General features: G+C 73.3%; 15 protein-coding genes. 8 read left to right on the top strand and 7 right to left on the bottom strand.

Annotation, left to right across the window (positions count from 1 at the left end; all coding sequences use genetic code 11):
* Nucleotides 1-3: 3 nt before the first annotated feature.
* The gene (locus tag ACFVT2_RS24020; RefSeq protein ID WP_390021228.1) at nt 4-816 is read left to right on the top strand and encodes a phytanoyl-CoA dioxygenase family protein; all 813 of its coding nucleotides are present in this window, start codon (nt 4-6) and stop codon (nt 814-816) included.
* The gene (locus ACFVT2_RS24015) at nt 813-1931 is read left to right on the top strand and encodes a zinc-binding dehydrogenase (RefSeq protein ID WP_390021227.1); all 1119 of its coding nucleotides are present in this window, start codon (nt 813-815) and stop codon (nt 1929-1931) included. The genes ACFVT2_RS24020 and ACFVT2_RS24015 overlap by 4 nt, the downstream gene beginning before the upstream one ends.
* Before the next feature lie 152 nt (nt 1932-2083).
* Here ACFVT2_RS24015 and ACFVT2_RS24010 read toward each other — a convergent pair whose 3' ends face one another.
* Both ACFVT2_RS24010 and ACFVT2_RS24005 read right to left on the bottom strand, forming a co-directional pair.
* Entirely contained in the window at nt 2084-2710 is a 627-nt protein-coding gene (locus tag ACFVT2_RS24010) for a hypothetical protein (protein WP_390021225.1), read from the bottom strand.
* A 558-nt stretch (nt 2711-3268) separates the two neighbouring features.
* Complete coding sequence (locus tag ACFVT2_RS24005) at nt 3269-4138, bottom strand: 3-hydroxybutyryl-CoA dehydrogenase (protein WP_390021224.1); 870 nt, start codon at nt 4136-4138, stop codon at nt 3269-3271.
* 159 nt (nt 4139-4297) lie between these two features.
* On the opposite strand from ACFVT2_RS24005, the gene ACFVT2_RS24000 reads away from it, so the two are divergent.
* Nucleotides 4298-5521 (top strand): glycoside hydrolase family 10 protein, encoded by a 1224-nt coding sequence (locus ACFVT2_RS24000; protein WP_390021223.1) that lies wholly within the window; start codon nt 4298-4300, stop codon nt 5519-5521.
* A 74-nt stretch (nt 5522-5595) separates the two neighbouring features.
* Here ACFVT2_RS24000 and ACFVT2_RS23995 read toward each other — a convergent pair whose 3' ends face one another.
* Both ACFVT2_RS23995 and ACFVT2_RS23990 read right to left on the bottom strand, forming a co-directional pair.
* Entirely contained in the window at nt 5596-5805 is a 210-nt protein-coding gene (locus tag ACFVT2_RS23995) for a DUF1918 domain-containing protein (RefSeq protein ID WP_390021221.1), read from the bottom strand.
* Between the two features lie 191 nt (nt 5806-5996).
* Nucleotides 5997-6950, bottom strand: coding sequence for a DMT family transporter (locus tag ACFVT2_RS23990; protein ID WP_390021220.1), 954 nt, complete (start codon nt 6948-6950; stop codon nt 5997-5999).
* On the opposite strand from ACFVT2_RS23990, the gene ACFVT2_RS23985 reads away from it, so the two are divergent.
* Together ACFVT2_RS23985 and ACFVT2_RS23980 are read left to right on the top strand one after the other, a co-directional pair.
* Complete coding sequence (locus ACFVT2_RS23985; RefSeq protein WP_390021218.1) at nt 6949-8415, top strand: PLP-dependent aminotransferase family protein; 1467 nt, start codon at nt 6949-6951, stop codon at nt 8413-8415. The genes ACFVT2_RS23990 and ACFVT2_RS23985 overlap by 2 nt on opposite strands.
* Nucleotides 8416-8483: 68 nt before the next feature.
* Complete coding sequence (locus ACFVT2_RS23980) at nt 8484-8936, top strand: GNAT family N-acetyltransferase (RefSeq protein ID WP_390021216.1); 453 nt, start codon at nt 8484-8486, stop codon at nt 8934-8936.
* A gap of 234 nt (nt 8937-9170) precedes the next feature.
* Here ACFVT2_RS23980 and ACFVT2_RS23975 read toward each other — a convergent pair whose 3' ends face one another.
* The gene (locus ACFVT2_RS23975) at nt 9171-9950 is read right to left on the bottom strand and encodes a LuxR C-terminal-related transcriptional regulator (RefSeq protein ID WP_390021214.1); all 780 of its coding nucleotides are present in this window, start codon (nt 9948-9950) and stop codon (nt 9171-9173) included.
* 130 nt (nt 9951-10080) lie between these two features.
* Nucleotides 10081-11184: a class I SAM-dependent methyltransferase gene (locus ACFVT2_RS23970; RefSeq protein ID WP_390021212.1), complete on the bottom strand. Its 1104-nt coding sequence runs from the start codon at nt 11182-11184 to the stop codon at nt 10081-10083.
* Nucleotides 11185-11316: 132 nt separating this feature from the next.
* Between ACFVT2_RS23970 and ACFVT2_RS23965 the strand changes: the two genes are divergently transcribed.
* The 3 genes from ACFVT2_RS23965 to ACFVT2_RS23955 all read left to right on the top strand — a co-directional run bounded on the left by ACFVT2_RS23965 (nt 11317) and on the right by ACFVT2_RS23955 (nt 14657).
* A complete protein-coding gene (locus ACFVT2_RS23965; RefSeq protein WP_390021210.1) occupies nt 11317-11508 on the top strand; it encodes a DUF1059 domain-containing protein in 192 nt (63 codons plus the stop codon).
* 274 nt (nt 11509-11782) lie between these two features.
* A complete protein-coding gene (locus ACFVT2_RS23960; RefSeq protein ID WP_390021208.1) occupies nt 11783-13390 on the top strand; it encodes a N,N-dimethylformamidase beta subunit family domain-containing protein in 1608 nt (535 codons plus the stop codon).
* Between the two features lie 229 nt (nt 13391-13619).
* Entirely contained in the window at nt 13620-14657 is a 1038-nt protein-coding gene (locus tag ACFVT2_RS23955) for a D-alanine--D-alanine ligase (RefSeq protein ID WP_390021206.1), read from the top strand.
* Nucleotides 14658-14930: 273 nt separating this feature from the next.
* Here the strand turns inward: ACFVT2_RS23955 and ACFVT2_RS23950 are convergent, their stop codons facing one another.
* The gene (locus tag ACFVT2_RS23950; protein ID WP_390021284.1) at nt 14931-15932 is read right to left on the bottom strand and encodes a GlxA family transcriptional regulator; all 1002 of its coding nucleotides are present in this window, start codon (nt 15930-15932) and stop codon (nt 14931-14933) included.
* Nucleotides 15933-15967 lie beyond the last annotated feature (35 nt).

Below are 15967 nucleotides of genomic sequence, written 5' to 3'. Positions count from 1 at the left end.
GAAATGCAACTGACTCAGACGCAGATCGAGGAATACCGTGAAAACGGTTTCTTGTTCTTTGAGTCCCTACTGGACCAGAGGGAAATCACCTGCCTGCGCAAGGCATTTCAACGGGACTGCGAAGTACCCGGCCCTCAGCTCATACTGGAGGAGGGCCGCGACGAGGCCCGCGCGGTCTACGCCTCACACCACAGGCAGCCGGAGTTCGCCGCGCTCGTGCGTGACCCGCGCATCCTGGCCCCGGCCAGGCAACTCCTGACGGACGACGTCTACGTCTACCAGTTCAAGATCAACGCCAAGCCTGCCTTCGGCGGCGAGAAGTGGTCCTGGCACCAGGACTACGCCGCCTGGCGGATCGCCGACCGCCTCCCGGCCCCGCGCCAGATCAACGTCGGCCTGTTCCTCGACGACGTGGATGAGTTCAACGGCCCCGTCATCTACATCCCCGGCTCGCACCGCACCGGGCTCGTACGCGACGACCGCGATGCGTCCGCCAGGTCGGCGCAGCACCTCGACCCCGACGACATCTCGCTCACCCCGCAGCAGCTGGCCGAACTCGCCCAGCACAACGGCATGGTGAGCCCGAAGGGCCCGGCCGGCTCCGTGGTCCTCTTCTCGCCGGAGATCGTGCACGGCTCCGCGCCGAACATGTCGCCGTTCCCACGCCGGCTCCTCATCGCCACCTACAACGACTGCGCGAACCTGCCCTCCTGGGAGGGCGAGCCGCGCCCTGAGCACGTCGTGTGCCGCGACGCCGATCCGCTGCGCCCCCTCGGTTCCCCCTTCCTCGACGAACTCGGGGCGGTGGCGGCATGAGCGAGACCCGTGAAGCCGCACGAAGCCAGGCAGTCGTACTGGAAGAGTTCGGCAAACCGCTGGCTCTGCGTGAGTTCGGGATCCCCTCACCTCCCGAGGGCGGCATGACCGTGAACTGCACCTACGGCGGCATCTGCGGCACCGACCTCCACCTCCAACAAGGCCACCTGGCCATCCCCACGCCCCTGGTCCTCGGCCATGAGGGACTGGGTACCGTACGGGAGCTCGCCGACGGGGTCACACACGACGCGAACGGCGCTGCACTGCGGCCCGGGGACACCGTGATGTGGGCCTCGTCCATCGCCTGCGGCCGCTGCGTCCCCTGCACCCAGCACCGCGAGCCCACCCTGTGCCAGAACCGCCGCACGTACGGAGTCAACCGCACACTGGACGACGGTCCAGGTCTGAACGGGGCCTGGGCACAGCACATCGCGCTGCGCCCGGGCACCACCGTCGTGCGCCTTGACGACGCCATCGACCCGCTCGCCGCCATGTCGCTGGCCTGCGCCGGCCCCACCGCCGTCCACGCGCTGTACGAGCGGCGCCCGGTCCGCCTCGGCGAGGTCGTCGTCGTACAGGGCAGCGGCCCGGTCGGGCTCGCGGCGGCGGCCCTGAGCCAGCTCGCGGGCGCGGCAAAGGTGATCATCGTCGGCGGGCCCGCAGGACGGCTGGAGGCAGCGGCGGCGGCGGGCATCGGCGATGTCCACCTGAACATCGCCGAAGCCGAGGATCCGAACCAGGTCCTGGACCGGGTACGTGAGGCTGCCGGCGGCGACGGGGCCGACCTCGTCATCGAGTGCGCCGGCGTGCCCGGCGCCGTCGCGCAGGGCCTGCGGCTCGCACGCAGGGGAGGCTCGTATCTCATCATCGGCCAGTACACCGACGCGGGTGACACCCTGCTCAACCCGCACCAGATCGTGTACCGCCAGCTCGATGTGGTCGGCTCCTGGGCCTTCACCGGAGCACACCTGGCCGAGTACGTGAAGCTGCTCCCGGCCCTGACCGCGCGCTTCGGACTGCGCGACCTGGTGACGTCGTATCCGCTGAGCGAGCATGCCACAGCGCTGACGGCCGTCAGCGAAGCAACGGTGATCAAGGCGGTCCTCGCGAGCTGACAGCCGACCCGCCGCAACACCCCGCACGTGGGCACCTTCCGGCTCCGCGCCGGAAGGCCACCCCCATCGCACCGGCGGAGCGGGCGAGGCCGACTGGACCCTGCATGTGACGGATGCCGGCAGGGGCGGCTGTCCGCTCCGCTCGCCGGTTTCTACAGGTTGAGTTGCCTGGCGATGTGCAGGAACTCGTCCTGGGACATGAGGGGGTCGCCAGCTTCGACGGTGACGGTGTAGCCCTTGTCGGGCCAGGTGACGGATCGGCTACCGCGGGCGTGTTCCTGGAAGCGGGCAGCGTGTCCGTTGATCACGACAGGGGTCCCGGCGGTGATCGGGAGCTCGCCCATGGTTTTCGAGATGCTCACGTATCCGGCCTGACCTCCCTTGTCGAGGTTCCGTTGGTATGTGGTTGTCCAGGCGGGTTTCTGGGCCCTGACGTAGGGCGGGGCGGAGCGGTTTCCGGGGGCGATGACGGTGTTCACCAGGGTGTAGCCGTGCGGAAGGTAGCGGGGGCGGTCGAGATGGGAGCCGTCGAAAGGGGTGATGGTGGAGTGCGTGACGGAGTCGGTGATGTCCCTGTCGCCGACCGGCTTCGACAGCGTGGTACTGACCAGCCCGTCACGAGGGTCGTCGCACGCGGCGTTCGCGGAATCGAAGGAGTGCCGTTTCCGTGTGAGCACCAGGGTGATGGTGCGGGCGGCTTCGTGCGCCTCCAGATTGGGCTCGTCCTCGCAGCTCGTCCAGTCGACGGGCGTGGAGAGGGTACGGCCGTCGCTGCTCATGAGTACATCGCCACGGACCGCCACCTCGTGGATATGCGAGTGGTCCCATGCGATCCAGCCGTCCGCTGCGGCGACCAGGCAAGCCGACACGGTTATGGCCCATGCAGCGTGGCGGCGTCGCGGATCCTTTCGGGGCACGGTGACTCACTCCGTAGGGGTGGCGGACATCTGGGCCTGATCCTGGCGCATCGCGGAGCGACGGGCCGAGGCAACAACCAGCCACAGCCCACCGCTCAGGCGTCTACAGGGCACCAGGGGCCGGCCGGTGGGACTTTCCAGGGACTTCTCGCTGAGTGAGCAGAGAAGGGCCCGACGGCCCTGAAAGAAGCAAAGGGCCAGGCCAGGGCAGGGCAGGGATTTCCGCCAGTCGAGGACGCTCACTGCGTCGTTTCCCTGTGGCGGCCGTGGCGGCCGTGGCGGCCGTGGCGGCCGGGCGCGACTGTGCGGACGAGGGCCCGGCAGAGGCCGCGGGAGTCGACCGGACGTCGCGCCGCCGCTGGCGCTGCTCCGGGTGAACTCCCCCTGAAACAGCGCCACTTGGCGGCGACGTCGTGCGCTCTAGTAGGAGTAGAAGCCCGAACCCGACTTCCGGCCCAGGCGGCCGGCGTCCACCATCCGCTGCAGCAGCGGGGGAGCGGCGTACAGCGGCTCCTTGTACTCCTCGTACATGGAGGCCGCGACCGAGGCGACGGTGTCCAGGCCGATCAGGTCGGAGAGCTTGAGCGGGCCCATCGGGTGGGCGCAGCCCATCTCCATGCCGTTGTCGATGTCCTCGCGGCTGGCCATGCCGGACTCGAACATCCGGATCGCGGAGAGCAGGTACGGGATGAGCAGGGCGTTCACCACGAAGCCCGAGCGGTCCTGGGCGCGGATGGCGTGCTTGCCGAGGACGTCCTCGACCAGCGACTCGGCGCGCTTGAGGGTCTCCTCGCCGGTGGTGAGGGCGGGGATCAGCTCGACGAGCTTCTGCACCGGCGCCGGGTTGAAGAAGTGGATGCCGATGACGTGGTCGGGCCGGGAGGTGGCCACCGCCAACTTCACCAGGGGGATGGACGAGGTGTTGGAGGCCAGGATCGCGTCCGGGCGCACCACCACCTGGTCGAGCACCTGGAAGATCTCCGTCTTGACCTGCTCGTTCTCCACCACGGCCTCGATGACGAGGTCGCGGTCGGCGAACTCACCGAGATCGGTGGTGAAGCTGAGCCGGCCGAGCGTCGCATCGCGCTCGGCCACGGTGATCTTGCCGCGCTCGGCGGCCTTGCCGAGCGAGTTGGTCAGCCGGGTGCGCCCCAGCTCCAGTGCCTCGCCGGTGGTCTCCGCAACCTTGACGTCCAGCCCGGCGCGGGCGCACACCTCGGCGATGCCAGCGCCCATCTGGCCGCAGCCGACCACTCCGACGCGTGCAATGTCGGCGAATGAGTCCGTCACCTCGTGCCTTTCGCTGATCTTCAGAAGTGGCGGTACGCCGTAAGGGTCCGACGCCCGCCTCGCCCCCGACGTTACTCCGCGAGGTGCTGGGAGGACGGCGCCGGGGCGGGCATTCTGAGGCTGCTACGTGGGACGAAACGGACAAGATGGGGGCTTTTCATGCGAGGGATCACACGCCGCGGGTTCGGCGCGGCGGCACTGGGTGCCGCCTCCTGGCTGCTGGGTGCGGGTGCCCCGGAGGGTCACGGCGCCCCGACCGGGCGCGACCTGCGCGGGATGTGGCTGGCGACGGTGGCCAACGTCGACTGGCCGTCCCGGCCCGGCCCGGACCGCGCGGCCCAGCAGCGGGAACTGGCCGCGCTCTTCGACGCGGCGGTCGAGCGGCGGCTGAACACGGTGTTCTTCCAGGTGCGGCCGACGGCCGACGCGCTGTGGCCGTCGCCGTACGAGCCCTGGGCGCAGTACCTGACCGGTGTCCAGGGCCGCGATCCGGGCTGGGACCCACTGGACTTCGCGGTCCGCGAGGCTCACCGGCGCGGGCTGGAGCTGCACGCCTGGTTCAACCCGTACCGGGTGGCCAACCACGCCGACCCCGGCCGGCTGGCGCCCGGCCACCCCGCCCGCCGGCATCCGGGGTGGGTCCTCCCGTACGGCGGCAAGCTCTACTACAACCCGGGGCTGCCCGAGGTCCGCCGCTTCGTCCAGGACGCGATGCTGGACGCCGTGCACCGCTATCCCGTCGACGGGGTGCACTTCGACGACTACTTCTACCCGTACCCGGTCGCCGGTCAGGCGTTCCACGACGACGCGGCCTACGAGGCGTACGGCGCGGACTTCGCCAACCGCGGCGACTGGCGGCGGGACAACATCGACCTGCTGATCCGGGAGATGCGGGAGCGGATCGCCGGGACGGGCCGGCGGGTGCGCTTCGGCGTCAGCCCGTTCGCGGTCTGGCGCAACGCCGCGACCGATCCGCACGGCTCCCGGACCGAGGCCGGGGTGCAGACCTACGACGACCTCTACGCCGACACCCGCCGCTGGGTGCGGGAGGGCTGGCTCGACTACATCGTGCCGCAGGTGTACTGGCCGCTGGGCTTCGCCGCCGCCGACTACGCGGAACTGGTGGCCTGGTGGGCCCGGACCGTGGCGGGCACGCAGGTGGACCTCTACATCGGCGAGGCCCTCTACAAGGCGGGCCGGGCCGCGCAACCCGAAGCCTGGCGGGACCCGGCCGAACTCTCCCGCCACCTCGCCTTCGCCCACCGCTTTCCCCAGGTCGGCGGGCACGTCTACTTCTCGGCCAAGGACGTGGCGAAGGATCCGCTGGGCGCGCTGGCCCGGGTCGTCAAGGACCACTACGGGGGTGCTGCGGCCCGGCGGTGACGGCCGTGCGGTCATGCGCTCGTGCGGTGGCATGAGTGCGGCGGTGGCGGGGCCCGCCACCGCCGCAAAGCCCGTCAGCTGATGGTGTGGGGTTGGGTGGACTTGGGGTGCTGGACGACGCAGTCCGGGCCGGGCCACATGATCGTCTCGTGGCCGTCCTCGGCACGGACGCGGAATGGCGGGTCGCCATTGGTCCCCAGCACTTCCACGATCTCGACCATGTGGTCGCCGTGACCGACCGTTCTGCCGTGTACCAGCAGCCGGTCGCCCTTGCTCGCGTGCATCTGAGCTCCTCCCGCCTCGGGCGGCCGCCTACCGGGGCGGCCGACGCGCACGACGACCGGGCGGTTGGACGGCCAATGGATTGCGGGCCCGGGATCGGCCCGGACGGCAGTACTGCCATCGCCGCCAGTTTATGTCCGCGGGCCCGGAGCGCACCCGGTGAGCCGGACCCGCCCCGCCCGGCCCATGGCCGTCAGCTCCGCGCCCGCTGGGTGACCACGATGCACCCCAGCACCGCCAACGCCGTCACGGGCGCGGCCGGCGGCAGCCGCTCGCCGAGCAGCACCACCGACCAGATCAGGGTCAGCAGCGGCTGGGCGAGCTGGAGTTGGCTGGCCCGGGAGACGCCGATGGCGGCCATCCCGCGGTACCAGACCACCATCCCGAGGAACGTCGAGCCGACCGCCAGCCACAGCAGCCCGGCCACCGAGTGGCCCGTCAGGTGCAACGGCTCGCCGGCCAGCGCCCACACCGCGCCCGGCACGGTCACCGGCAGCGCCAGCACCAGCGCCCAACCGATCACCTGCCACCCCGGCATATGGCGGGCCAGCCGGCCGCCCTCGGCGTAGCCCGCCGCGCACACCAGCAGTGCCGCGAAGAGGAACAGGTCACTGGTGTCCGGCGCGCCGCCGCTCTGCTGCACCGCGAAGCCGATGACGGCGGCGGCGCCGACCAGCGCGGCGCCCCAGAACGTACGGGAGGGCCGGGCCCCGGTGCGTACCGCCGAGAAGGCGGCGGTGGCCAGCGGCAGCAGGCCGATGACCACGGCGGCGTGCGAGGTGGTGGAGGTCTGGAGCGCGAGGGTGGTCAGCAACGGGAAACCCAGGACGACCCCGCCCGCGACCACCGCGATACCGGCCCAGTGGCGGCGTTCGGGCACCCGGACCCGGCAGACCACCAGGCACGAGCCGGCCAGCGCGGCGGCCAGCACGCTGCGCAGCATCACCACCGCCCAGGGGCCCATGCCCTCCAGCGCCCAGGCGGTCGCCGGGAACGTCAGCGAGAAGGTGGCGACGCCGAGGGCGGCGAGGAGGGCGCCGGCGCCGGATGCGCGGGCCGGCGGCGCCGGGCGCGCTGCGGCGGGGGCCGGGGCCGGGGTGGTGACCGCTATCGGCGAGGTGGCGATAGCGCTATCGTTAGCTCTCATGCATGAGCGTAGCAGTGGTGCTGAGCTGGCCGCGATCCTGCGAGAAGAGCTGAAGCGCTACTCTCCGGGTGAGAAGCTGCCGTCGAGTCGCGCCTTGGTCGAGCGGCACCGGGTCAGTCCGGTGACGGTCTCCCGGGCACTGGCCGAGCTGGTCGCCGAAGGGCTGGTCGTCACTCGCCCGGGCGCCGGGGCGTTCCGCGCCGAGCCGCGCCGCGCGGCACCGCGCCGGGCCGACACCTCCTGGCAGGAGATCGCACTGAGCGCCGAACCGGCCGGCGACCAGGTGCCGCGCAGCGTGGACGCCTCCGGTGTCCTGGCCACGCTCGCCGCCCCCGCGCCCGGCGTCATCGAACTCAACGGCGGCTATCTGCACGCCACCCTCCAGCCGGAACGCGCCCTGGCCGCCGCGCTGGCCCGGGCCGGCCGGCGGCCCGGCGCCTGGAGCCGACCGCCGTTGGGCGGGGTGCCGGAGCTGCGGGCCTGGTTCGCCCGGGAGATCGGCGGCCCCGGCGGCCCGCTCGTCGCCAGTGACGTCCTGATCACCGCGGGCGGTCAGAGCGCCCTGACCGCGGCGGTGCGCGCCCTCGCCGCACCCGGCGCCCCGGTCCTCGTCGAGTCGCCGACCTACCCCGGCATGCTGGCCGTCGCCCGCGCCTCCGGGCTCCGTCCGGTCCCGGTCCCGGTGGACGCCGACGGCGTCCGCACCGATCTGCTCGCCGACGCCTTCCGGGCCAGCGGCGCCCGGCTCTTCATCTGCCAGCCGCTGTTCCAGAACCCGTCCGGCGCGGTGCTGGCCGCCGAGCGCCGCCGGGAGGTGCTGCGGGTGGCCCGCGCGGCCGGCGCCTTCGTGGTCGAGGACGACTTCGCCCGGTTGCTGGGCCACGCCGATACGCCCCCGCTGCCGCCGACCCTGATCGCCGACGATCCGGACGGCACCGTGGTCCACGTCCGGTCGCTGACCAAGGCGACCTCGCCGAGCCTGCGGGTGGGTGCCCTGGCGGCCCGCGGCCCGGTGCTCGACCGGCTGCGCGCCATCCAGATCGTCGACAGCTACTTCGTGCCCGGTCCGCTCCAGGAAGCCGCGCTGGAACTCGTCGGCTCGCCTGCCTGGGGTCGTCATCTCCGGCTGATCGCGGGTGAGTTGACGGTGCGTCGGCAGGCCCTGCGGACCGCCCTGGAGCGCGAGCTGCCGGCGTTGGGCGCCGGGGGCCCCGGGCAGCGTACGAGGCTCGGCGGCTACCACCTCTGGCTGCGGCTGCCGGCCGGCACCGACGAGGCGGCGCTGACCGGCGCCGCGCTGCGGGCCGGCGTCGCGGTGGCGGCCGGTCGCCCCTATTTCCCCGCCGAGCCGCCGGCCGCCCACCTCCGGCTGAGCTTCGCCTCGGCGGCCAGCGCCGGCGAGTTGGCCGAGGGGGTGCACCGACTCCGGGTCGCCTGCGACGAACTGGGCGTCCCCGTAGCCTGAACCAGGCGGACGGGCCGGGTCCGGAAGCCCGTTCGACGCGGGCCCGCCCCTTCTGCCAGTCTCCCGGCATGACTGCCCGCGCCCTCGACGGCTACGAGATCTCCACCGACCCGGACCGCCTCGACTCCGAACTGGTCCACCACTGGTTGGCCACCGACTCCTACTGGGCCCTCGGCCGCACCCGCGAGCACCACGACCGGGCCATCGCCGGCTCGCTCAACTTCGGCCTGTACGAAGCCGGTTCGGGCCGCCAGGCCGCCTACGCCCGGATCGTCACCGACTACGTCACCTTCGCCTGGCTCTGCGACGTCTACGTCTCCCGCGACGACCGCGGCAAGGGGCTGGGCACCGCCCTGGTCGAGGCGGTCGCCGAACACCTGGCCCCGCACGGGCTGGCCCGGATCACCCTCGCCACCAAGGACGCGCACGGCGTCTACGCGAAGATCGGCTTCCGGCCGCTGACGGCCCCCGACCAGTGGATGACGCTGGGGCTGCTCGACCCGGGCCCGGTCGGTCCTTGACGCCGGAAGCCCCCGCATGACCGGGCGCCCGGTACCACCGCCCGGCACCTGGGCGGCGCGGGCGCCGGGCAGCCCGGCCGCCGACGTCGCGCCCACCGCGCTGTGGCCGCACCCGGCGCCGTACGTGGCCCTGCTGGAGCGGTTCGCGCGGGCCGGGGAACGGATCCGGCCGCGGCGGGCGGCCCAGGGCCCGGCCATGATCCACCGGACAGGCCGCGGGGGCGCCCCGGTGGGTCACGCCGCGCCCTTCGGCCCGTGGTCCGGCGGTCCCGCTTCCCGCATCAGCCAGGCGTTGGCCGCCGCGACCCGGCCGGCCACCCGCAGCTTGGCGTAGGCGTGCTCCAGGTGCTTGTCGACGGTCCGCGGGCTGATCGCCAACCGGTGTGCGATCTGTTGGTTCGTCAGACCGTCGGCGAGCAGGCCCAGTACGGCCGATTCGCGGCGGGTGACCAGGTCCCGGGCCGTTGCCGGGGCCGGGGTCGGTGGGGCCAGGCGGCCCAGGACCCGGCTGAGGCGGGTGCGCAGCAGACCGGCGGCGGCCACGTCGGCGTCGCTGAAGTCGCTGCCGAGACGGTCGCGGCTGACCACCACCGAGACCCGCCGCGGGATGCCCGCTGCGTACCCGGCGGGGAAGGACATCGCCAGCTGCCGCTCGGCGCCGAACGGGCGGTAGACGTCGGCGTAGACGGGCAGCGCGTGGAACTCGCCGGGGGTCTGCAGCGCAGAGCGGCGCATCGGGGTGCCGCTGCCGATCCGGGTGTGCCGGACGAAGGAGTCGCACCACCACCCGCGGTCGAACGCGTCCAGCACGTCCTGGCTCAACAGGTCGTCCGGGAGGGTGCGCAGCGGATGGACCGGGTCAGGGCGGGGCGACCAGATGATGCTGTCGCCGGGCAGCGCGCCGAGCAGCAGGGGAAGCAGCGCCGGAACCAGGGCGTCCTCGTCCACGGCGTCGATCAGGAGGTCCACGACGGAGAGGATGCGCCGCAGGCCGGCCTCCGCGGCCGCGCTCATACGTCCAGCGTGCCGAGCCCCCCGGCACAGGTCAAGGCCGCTCCGGACGGCTCCCGAGGCACCCCGGGAGCCGTTCGGAGCGGGGCCACCCGGCCGGCCGGGGGAAGACCGGCCGGGGGCGTCGGGCGCGCTAGCGCCCGACGGCATAGACGCGGTTGACCGGGCTCTGGGCCGCCAGTCGCCAGTGGTGCAGCCCGGCCGCGTCGGCAAGTTCCTGTAGGGCCCGCTCGCCCGCGTGGTTCCCCAGGGCCTGCGGACCGTGTTGGGCCAGTGCGGAGGGCAGGCAGACGGCCACCGAGGCGGCGGTCAGCACCCGGCCCACCGGGTTGGCGTTCTCCTCGGCGCGCGGGGAGGCGTTCGGCTCCACGATCATGCAGGTGCCGTCCTCGGCCAGGGCGTGCTCGGCGTGCCGGAGGGCGGCGCCCGGGTCGCCGATGTCGTGCAGGCAATCGAAGTAGGTGATCAGGTCGAAGCCCTCGCCGGGGAAGTCGTCGGCGGCCGCCACCTCGAAGGACACCCGGTCGGCCACGCCCTGTTCGGCCGCGATCCCGCGGGCCGTCTCGACGGACGGGCGGTGGAAGTCGTAGCCGGTGAAGCGGGAGTTGGGGAACGCCCGTGCCATCAGCGCCGTGGAGTAGCCGTAGCCGCATCCGATGTCCGCCACCGTGCCGCCGCGCTCCAGTTTCTCCACCACTCCGTCCAGCGCGGCCAGCCATTCCGGCACCAGCGCCGCCGTGTAGCCGGGGCGGAAGAACTTCGCGGTGCCCTCGAACAGCGCCGGTCCGTGCTCCTCCCAGCCGATGCCCTCACCGGTGCGGAACGCGTCCATCAGGCTGTTCTCCGTGGCGTACAGCGCTTGCAGCATGGTGAAGAAGCCGGCCGCGTAGCTGGGGAGCCCGGGGTCGGCGAGGACCGCGGCGTGCTCGTCCGGCAGCAGGTAGGTGCCGCGGTCCGGCGTGTACGTCACGTACTCGCCGGCCACCTGGGCCGCCAGCCACTCCCGGACGTACCGCTCGACCAGCCCGGTGCGGGCGGCGAGCTGCGCGGAGGTCAGCGGGCCGGCGCCGGCCATCGCCTGGTACAGCCCGAGCCGGTCGCCGAGGGAGGTGCACAGGCCCGCGACCGCGGCCCCGCCGTCGGTGATCACCCGCTCCAGGAACGCGCCCACCCGGTCCTCCCGGGTGGTCCCGCCGTTCCCGGCGGCGCCCGGTGCGGCCGGGGCGGAAACCGCCATGGCCGTCACCTCCTCGCCTCACTGTCTCCACTGCACCAGTTCCGGCGGCCCGTGCGCCATACGCGGTTCCCCGTATACGCGGGGCCGGGCGGATGCGGGCGGCCGACACTGGAGGTGAGGAGGTGGTGGGTGATGCGCAAGATGATCGACTGCCGGGACCACCCCAGTGAGACGAACTGCTCCCTCGTCCTCATCGGCGAGGAGGAGGAAGTGCTCCGCGCCGCCACCGAGCACGCGATCGCCGTGCACGGCCACACGGACAGCCCCGAACTGCGCGAGCAACTCCGCAAGTCCCTCAAGAACGAGATGCCGCAGCCCGCGTGAGCCGCCGGCGCAGCGGTGGACCGAACCCGGCCGTCCCACTGGGGCGGCCGGGTCCTTCGTGCCCGGGGCGGGCCCGGTACCCGCGTTCGGGCCCGCTGCGGTCGTCCGGCCGCGCCGCCCGGCGCAGGATCGTCCTGGGACGGTGCACCGACCGGGCGCGTCCCGGGCCGCCGCGCCGCGGCAGGCCCATCTCACGGTACGGCCACGGAAACGGCCACCGGGACGACCGGGACGACCGGGCCGAGACCGGGAACGCACGGACGGGAGCGGGCCGATGGCGGACGGACCGGCGCACGGCGCGGGGGAGCGGCACCTCGTGGATCGGCACATTGCGGACCGGCCCACCGCGGACCGGCCGCGCGCCGCTCTGGACCGCCGGCACTTCCTCGGCGCCGCCACCGGGATCGCGGCGCTCGCCACCGGCCTGACCGGCTGCGGCTCCCCGGGCGGCACCGCCCGCGGCCAGCGGCCCACGGACCCGCTCGACGCCGAGCGCACCCGCCCCGGCAGCCCGGACTGGCGCCTGCGCACCACCGGTCCGCCGGACGCGATCGAGGGTTACCCGGACCGGGTGAGCGTGCTGCCCGGCGAGGAGTTCGGCCTGCACGTCTCCACCACCGCGCCCGGCTTCCGCATCTCCGCCTACCGGGTCGGCTGGTACGGCGGCGCCCAGGCCCGGCTGGTGTGGCGCTCGGACCGGCTCGCCGGACGGCGCGGCCCCGCCCCGCGGTGGGTGGCGGGGACCCGCACCGTGGAAGCCGGCTGGCCGCGCACCACCACCGTCCGCACCGACGGCTGGCCACCCGGCGCCTACCTGCTGCGCCTCGACGCGGACCACGGCCACCAGCGGTACGTCCCGCTGGTGGTCCGCTCGGCCGCCACCGCCGCCCGCACCGTCCTGATGCACGCGGTGACAACCTGGCAGGCGTACAACGCCTGGGGCGGCCACAGCCTCTACCAGGGCCGGGACGGCTCCTACGCCACCCGCTCCCTCGCCGTCAGCTTCGACCGCCCCTACGACGCCACCGGCGCCGAAAAGTTCCTGGTCTACGAGCGCGCCCTGGTGGTGCTGGCGGAACGCCTCGGCCTGCCGCTGGCCTACACCACCTCGGTGGACGTCCACCGCGACCCGTCCGCACTGCGCGGCGCCACCGCCGTGCTCTCCCTCGGCCACGACGAATACTGGACGCCGCAGCAGCGCGACCAGGTGACCCGGGCCCGCGACACCGGCACCAACGTCGCCTTCCTCGGCGCCAACGCCTGCTTCCGCCGGGTCCGCCTGGACGCCGGCCCGGGCGGCCCGCTGCGCACCGTGACCTGCTACAAGACCGCCTACCGCGACGACCCCCGGTTCGCCGCCCACCACGAGCCGCCCACCCACGACTTCCGCGCGCCACCCGCCGCCGACCCGGAGTCCTCCCTGACCGGCGTCTTCTACGAGGGCTACCCGACGGACGCGCCCTACGTCGTCCACGGCGCCGACCACTGGCTCTTCGAGGGCACCGGCGTCCGGGCCGGCGACGCCTTCGCGCACCTGGTCGGCGTGGAGTACGACCGGGTCACGCCCGCCGCCCCCACCCCCGCCGACCTGGAGATCGTCGCGCACTCCCCGCTGGTCTGCGGGGGCCGCGCCAGCCACGCCGACTCCGCGTACTACACCGTCCCGGGCGGCGCCGGGGTCTTCGCCACCGGCACCATGCGCTGGGTCGAGGCCCTCATGGCGGGCAGCCGGGACAACGGCCGCAACCACGGCCTGGACCGCCGCACCGGCGCCTTCGTCACCCGCACCACGGAGAACCTGCTGCGCGCCTTCGCCGAGGGCCCCGCGGCACGGCTCCGCCCGCCACCGGACCGGAACACCGACCGGGTGTACGGGGCCTGAGCCGGGCGGCAGCGGGAGCCGTCCCGCATGACGCCGTAACTTTGTTTTTCAAAGCAGAAACTTGGAAAACCCAACCACGGTCGCTACGCTGCCTCCCCATGATCGAAAGCGACCTTGCCCCGGGCGCCGTGCATCGGGATCGGCACGTCACGGGCTACCAGGGGCCACAGGCCCTACAGGCCCCACAGAACCCACAGGACTCACAGGACCAACTGATCGGAATTCCGCTATGCGTGTGGTGATCTTGTGCGGTGGCGAGAGCTCGGAACGAGACGTCTCCCTGGCCTCGGGCTCGTCGGTGGCCCGTGCCCTGTTGGAGCGGGGGCACGACGTGGTGCTGGTCGACCCGGCCGCCGCGGTGCCGGTCCTGGCGGGGCCGCTGCGACCCGGTGACGTGGTCGACGGGATCGCGGTCGGGAAGGAACCGCCGTCCCTGTCTGGCCGGGACCAGTTGCGGTCACGGATGCACGCCGCCCTGACCGGGGGTCCGGTCCTGGAGCTGCTGCGTGGCGCGGAGTTGGTGTTCCTGGCGTTGCACGGCGGCTGGGGCGAGGACGGGCATGTGCAGGCGCTGCTGGAGATGGCGGGCGTGCGCTTCACCGGTGCGGGCAGCGCGGCATGTGCGGCGGCGTGGCACAAGGGGCGGGCACAGGCGGTGCTGGGTGCGGCAGGTGTGCCGGTGGCCGAGCGGGTGGTGTGGCGGCCCGGGGCGGAGGAGGTGCCGCAGGGCGTGAAACGGCTGGTGGCGGCCGGGCCGGTGGTGGCCAAGCCGGTTGCGGACGGTTCGAGTGTGTCGGTCTACCGGGTCGACTCGCTCCCGCAGTTGGCACAGGTGGCAGCCGAGGTGCGCTCCGGTGAGGTGGAGATGCTGGTGGAACCGTTCCTTCCGGGGCGGGAGTTCACCGTGGCCGTGGTCGGCGACCAGGTGCTCCCCGTGGTCGAGATCGAGCTGACGACGCCGGTGTTCGACTACGCGGCCAAGTACCAGCCCGGGGCGGTCGGCGAAGTGTGTCCGGCGCGGATCCCGGCCGACTTCGCCGTCCGGATGCAGGAGTTGGCCCGGTGCGCGCACCAGGCCCTGGGGTTCGGCAGCGCTGCGTACTCGCGCACCGACTTCCGCTGCGACCCGAGCGGCGAGCCGATGTGTCTGGAGACGAACGCGCTCCCGGGCCTGACGGCGGGGAGCCTGGTACCGCGTGCGGCGGCCGGGGCAGGCTGGACCTACCCCGACCTCATCCAGCGCCTCGTGGACCTCTCGACGCGCTGAGCGCGGACGCCCCGACATGCCGGCAGCACCGCGGGCCACCCCGCTCGCCCACCCTGACACGCGGCCCCGCCACCGCCGACGTCAGCTGGCGTCAGCCGGAGCGAGTGGCGTGCTGTCGCCTGTTGCCGGCGGCGTGCCCGCGCCAGGGCCCGCATGCGCACCAGATCGGCACGGCCTCCCGTGCCGGCCTTACGGACGAGCCCGGCCGGCCGGAAGTCGTGCCGGCCGTCCGACGCCACCCGGCCCACCAAGAACGGCAGGGCGAACGTTGCCTCATCCGGCACTGGATGACACCCGAGGCCGATGGAGGGGAGGTTGCTCGGCGAACGAGGTGCGGTAGGCGCGCGGGCTGGTCGCCAGGCGGGATGCGAAGTGCTGGCGCATGGTGACCTCGCTGCCGAAACCGGATCGGCGGGCGACCTCCGGCATGGGCAGATCGGTGCGTTCGAGGAGTTTCTGGGCCGCCGCGATGCGGTGGTCCACGAGCCAGCGCAGCGGCGTGGTTCCGGTGGCCGCCGCGAAGTGCCGGGCGAACGAGCGCGGCGACATCCCGGCGCGGGCGGCGAGCGCGGACACGGTGAGCGGCTCGTCGAGATGGGCCAGGGCGAAGGCACGCACCTCGGCCAACGCGTCCGCGTCATGGTCGGCGCGCCGGGTCGGATGTTCGATGAACTGGGCCTGGCTGCCGGTCCGGAACGGCGCGGTGACCATGGAGCGGGCGACTGCCGCGGCCGCCTCCGCGCCGTGTGCGGCGCGCACCAGATGAAGACACAGGTCGATGCCGGCGGCGGTGCCGGCGGAGGTCCACAGATTGCTGTCCTGGACGAACAGGGCGTCCGGCCCGACCCGCACCCGCGGGTGCCGGGCCCGCAACAGGTCGGTCAGCGCCCAGTGGGTCAGGGCCCGGCGGCCGTCCAGCAGTCCCGCCTGGGCGAGCGTGAACGCGCCGCCGCACAGCGCGGCGATGGTGGTGCCCCGGGCGTGGGCGCGGCGCAGCGCCGCGAGGACCGGCTCGGGCGCTGGGGTGACGTGGTCGTCCAGGCCCGGCACCACGATCAGTTCGGCGCGGGGCAGCCAGGCGAGGGTGCGGTCCGGTGTGAGCGCGAGCCCGCCGCGCATCGGTACCGGTTCGGGGCCCGCGGCCACCCGGCGCAGCTCGAACGCGGGCACCCCGTGGTCGGTGCGGTCCGCGCCCCACACTTCGGTGATCACCGAGACGTCGAACGCCCGGATGCCGGGGAAGGCGACCAGGGCGATGCGGTGGGCCGGTGCCAGACGGGTCACCCTGGCAGTAAACCATCGATCGCTGT

Origin of the sequence: Streptomyces sp. NPDC058000, from assembly GCF_042886435.1 — a bacterium.
Classification (GTDB): Bacteria; Actinomycetota; Actinomycetes; order Streptomycetales; family Streptomycetaceae; genus Streptomyces.
The sequence above is the reverse complement of the archived record's forward strand: the minus strand, read 5'-3'. Positions and strand labels throughout refer to the sequence as shown.

Coding starts and splice junctions, on each gene's coding strand:
- ACFVT2_RS24020 (WP_390021228.1), top strand. CDS start 4: ATGCAACTGACTCAGACGCAGATCGAGGAATACCGTGAAAACGGTTTC.
- ACFVT2_RS24015 (WP_390021227.1), top strand. CDS start 813: ATGAGCGAGACCCGTGAAGCCGCACGAAGCCAGGCAGTCGTACTGGAA.
- ACFVT2_RS24010 (WP_390021225.1), bottom strand. CDS start 2,710: ATGAGCAGCGACGGCCGTACCCTCTCCACGCCCGTCGACTGGACGAGC.
- ACFVT2_RS24000 (WP_390021223.1), top strand. CDS start 4,298: ATGCGAGGGATCACACGCCGCGGGTTCGGCGCGGCGGCACTGGGTGCC.
- ACFVT2_RS23995 (WP_390021221.1), bottom strand. CDS start 5,805: ATGCACGCGAGCAAGGGCGACCGGCTGCTGGTACACGGCAGAACGGTC.
- ACFVT2_RS23985 (WP_390021218.1), top strand. CDS start 6,949: ATGCATGAGCGTAGCAGTGGTGCTGAGCTGGCCGCGATCCTGCGAGAA.
- ACFVT2_RS23990 (WP_390021220.1), bottom strand. CDS start 6,950: ATGAGAGCTAACGATAGCGCTATCGCCACCTCGCCGATAGCGGTCACC.
- ACFVT2_RS23980 (WP_390021216.1), top strand. CDS start 8,484: ATGACTGCCCGCGCCCTCGACGGCTACGAGATCTCCACCGACCCGGAC.
- ACFVT2_RS23975 (WP_390021214.1), bottom strand. CDS start 9,950: ATGAGCGCGGCCGCGGAGGCCGGCCTGCGGCGCATCCTCTCCGTCGTG.
- ACFVT2_RS23970 (WP_390021212.1), bottom strand. CDS start 11,184: ATGGCGGTTTCCGCCCCGGCCGCACCGGGCGCCGCCGGGAACGGCGGG.
- ACFVT2_RS23965 (WP_390021210.1), top strand. CDS start 11,317: ATGCGCAAGATGATCGACTGCCGGGACCACCCCAGTGAGACGAACTGC.
- ACFVT2_RS23960 (WP_390021208.1), top strand. CDS start 11,783: ATGGCGGACGGACCGGCGCACGGCGCGGGGGAGCGGCACCTCGTGGAT.
- ACFVT2_RS23955 (WP_390021206.1), top strand. CDS start 13,620: ATGCGTGTGGTGATCTTGTGCGGTGGCGAGAGCTCGGAACGAGACGTC.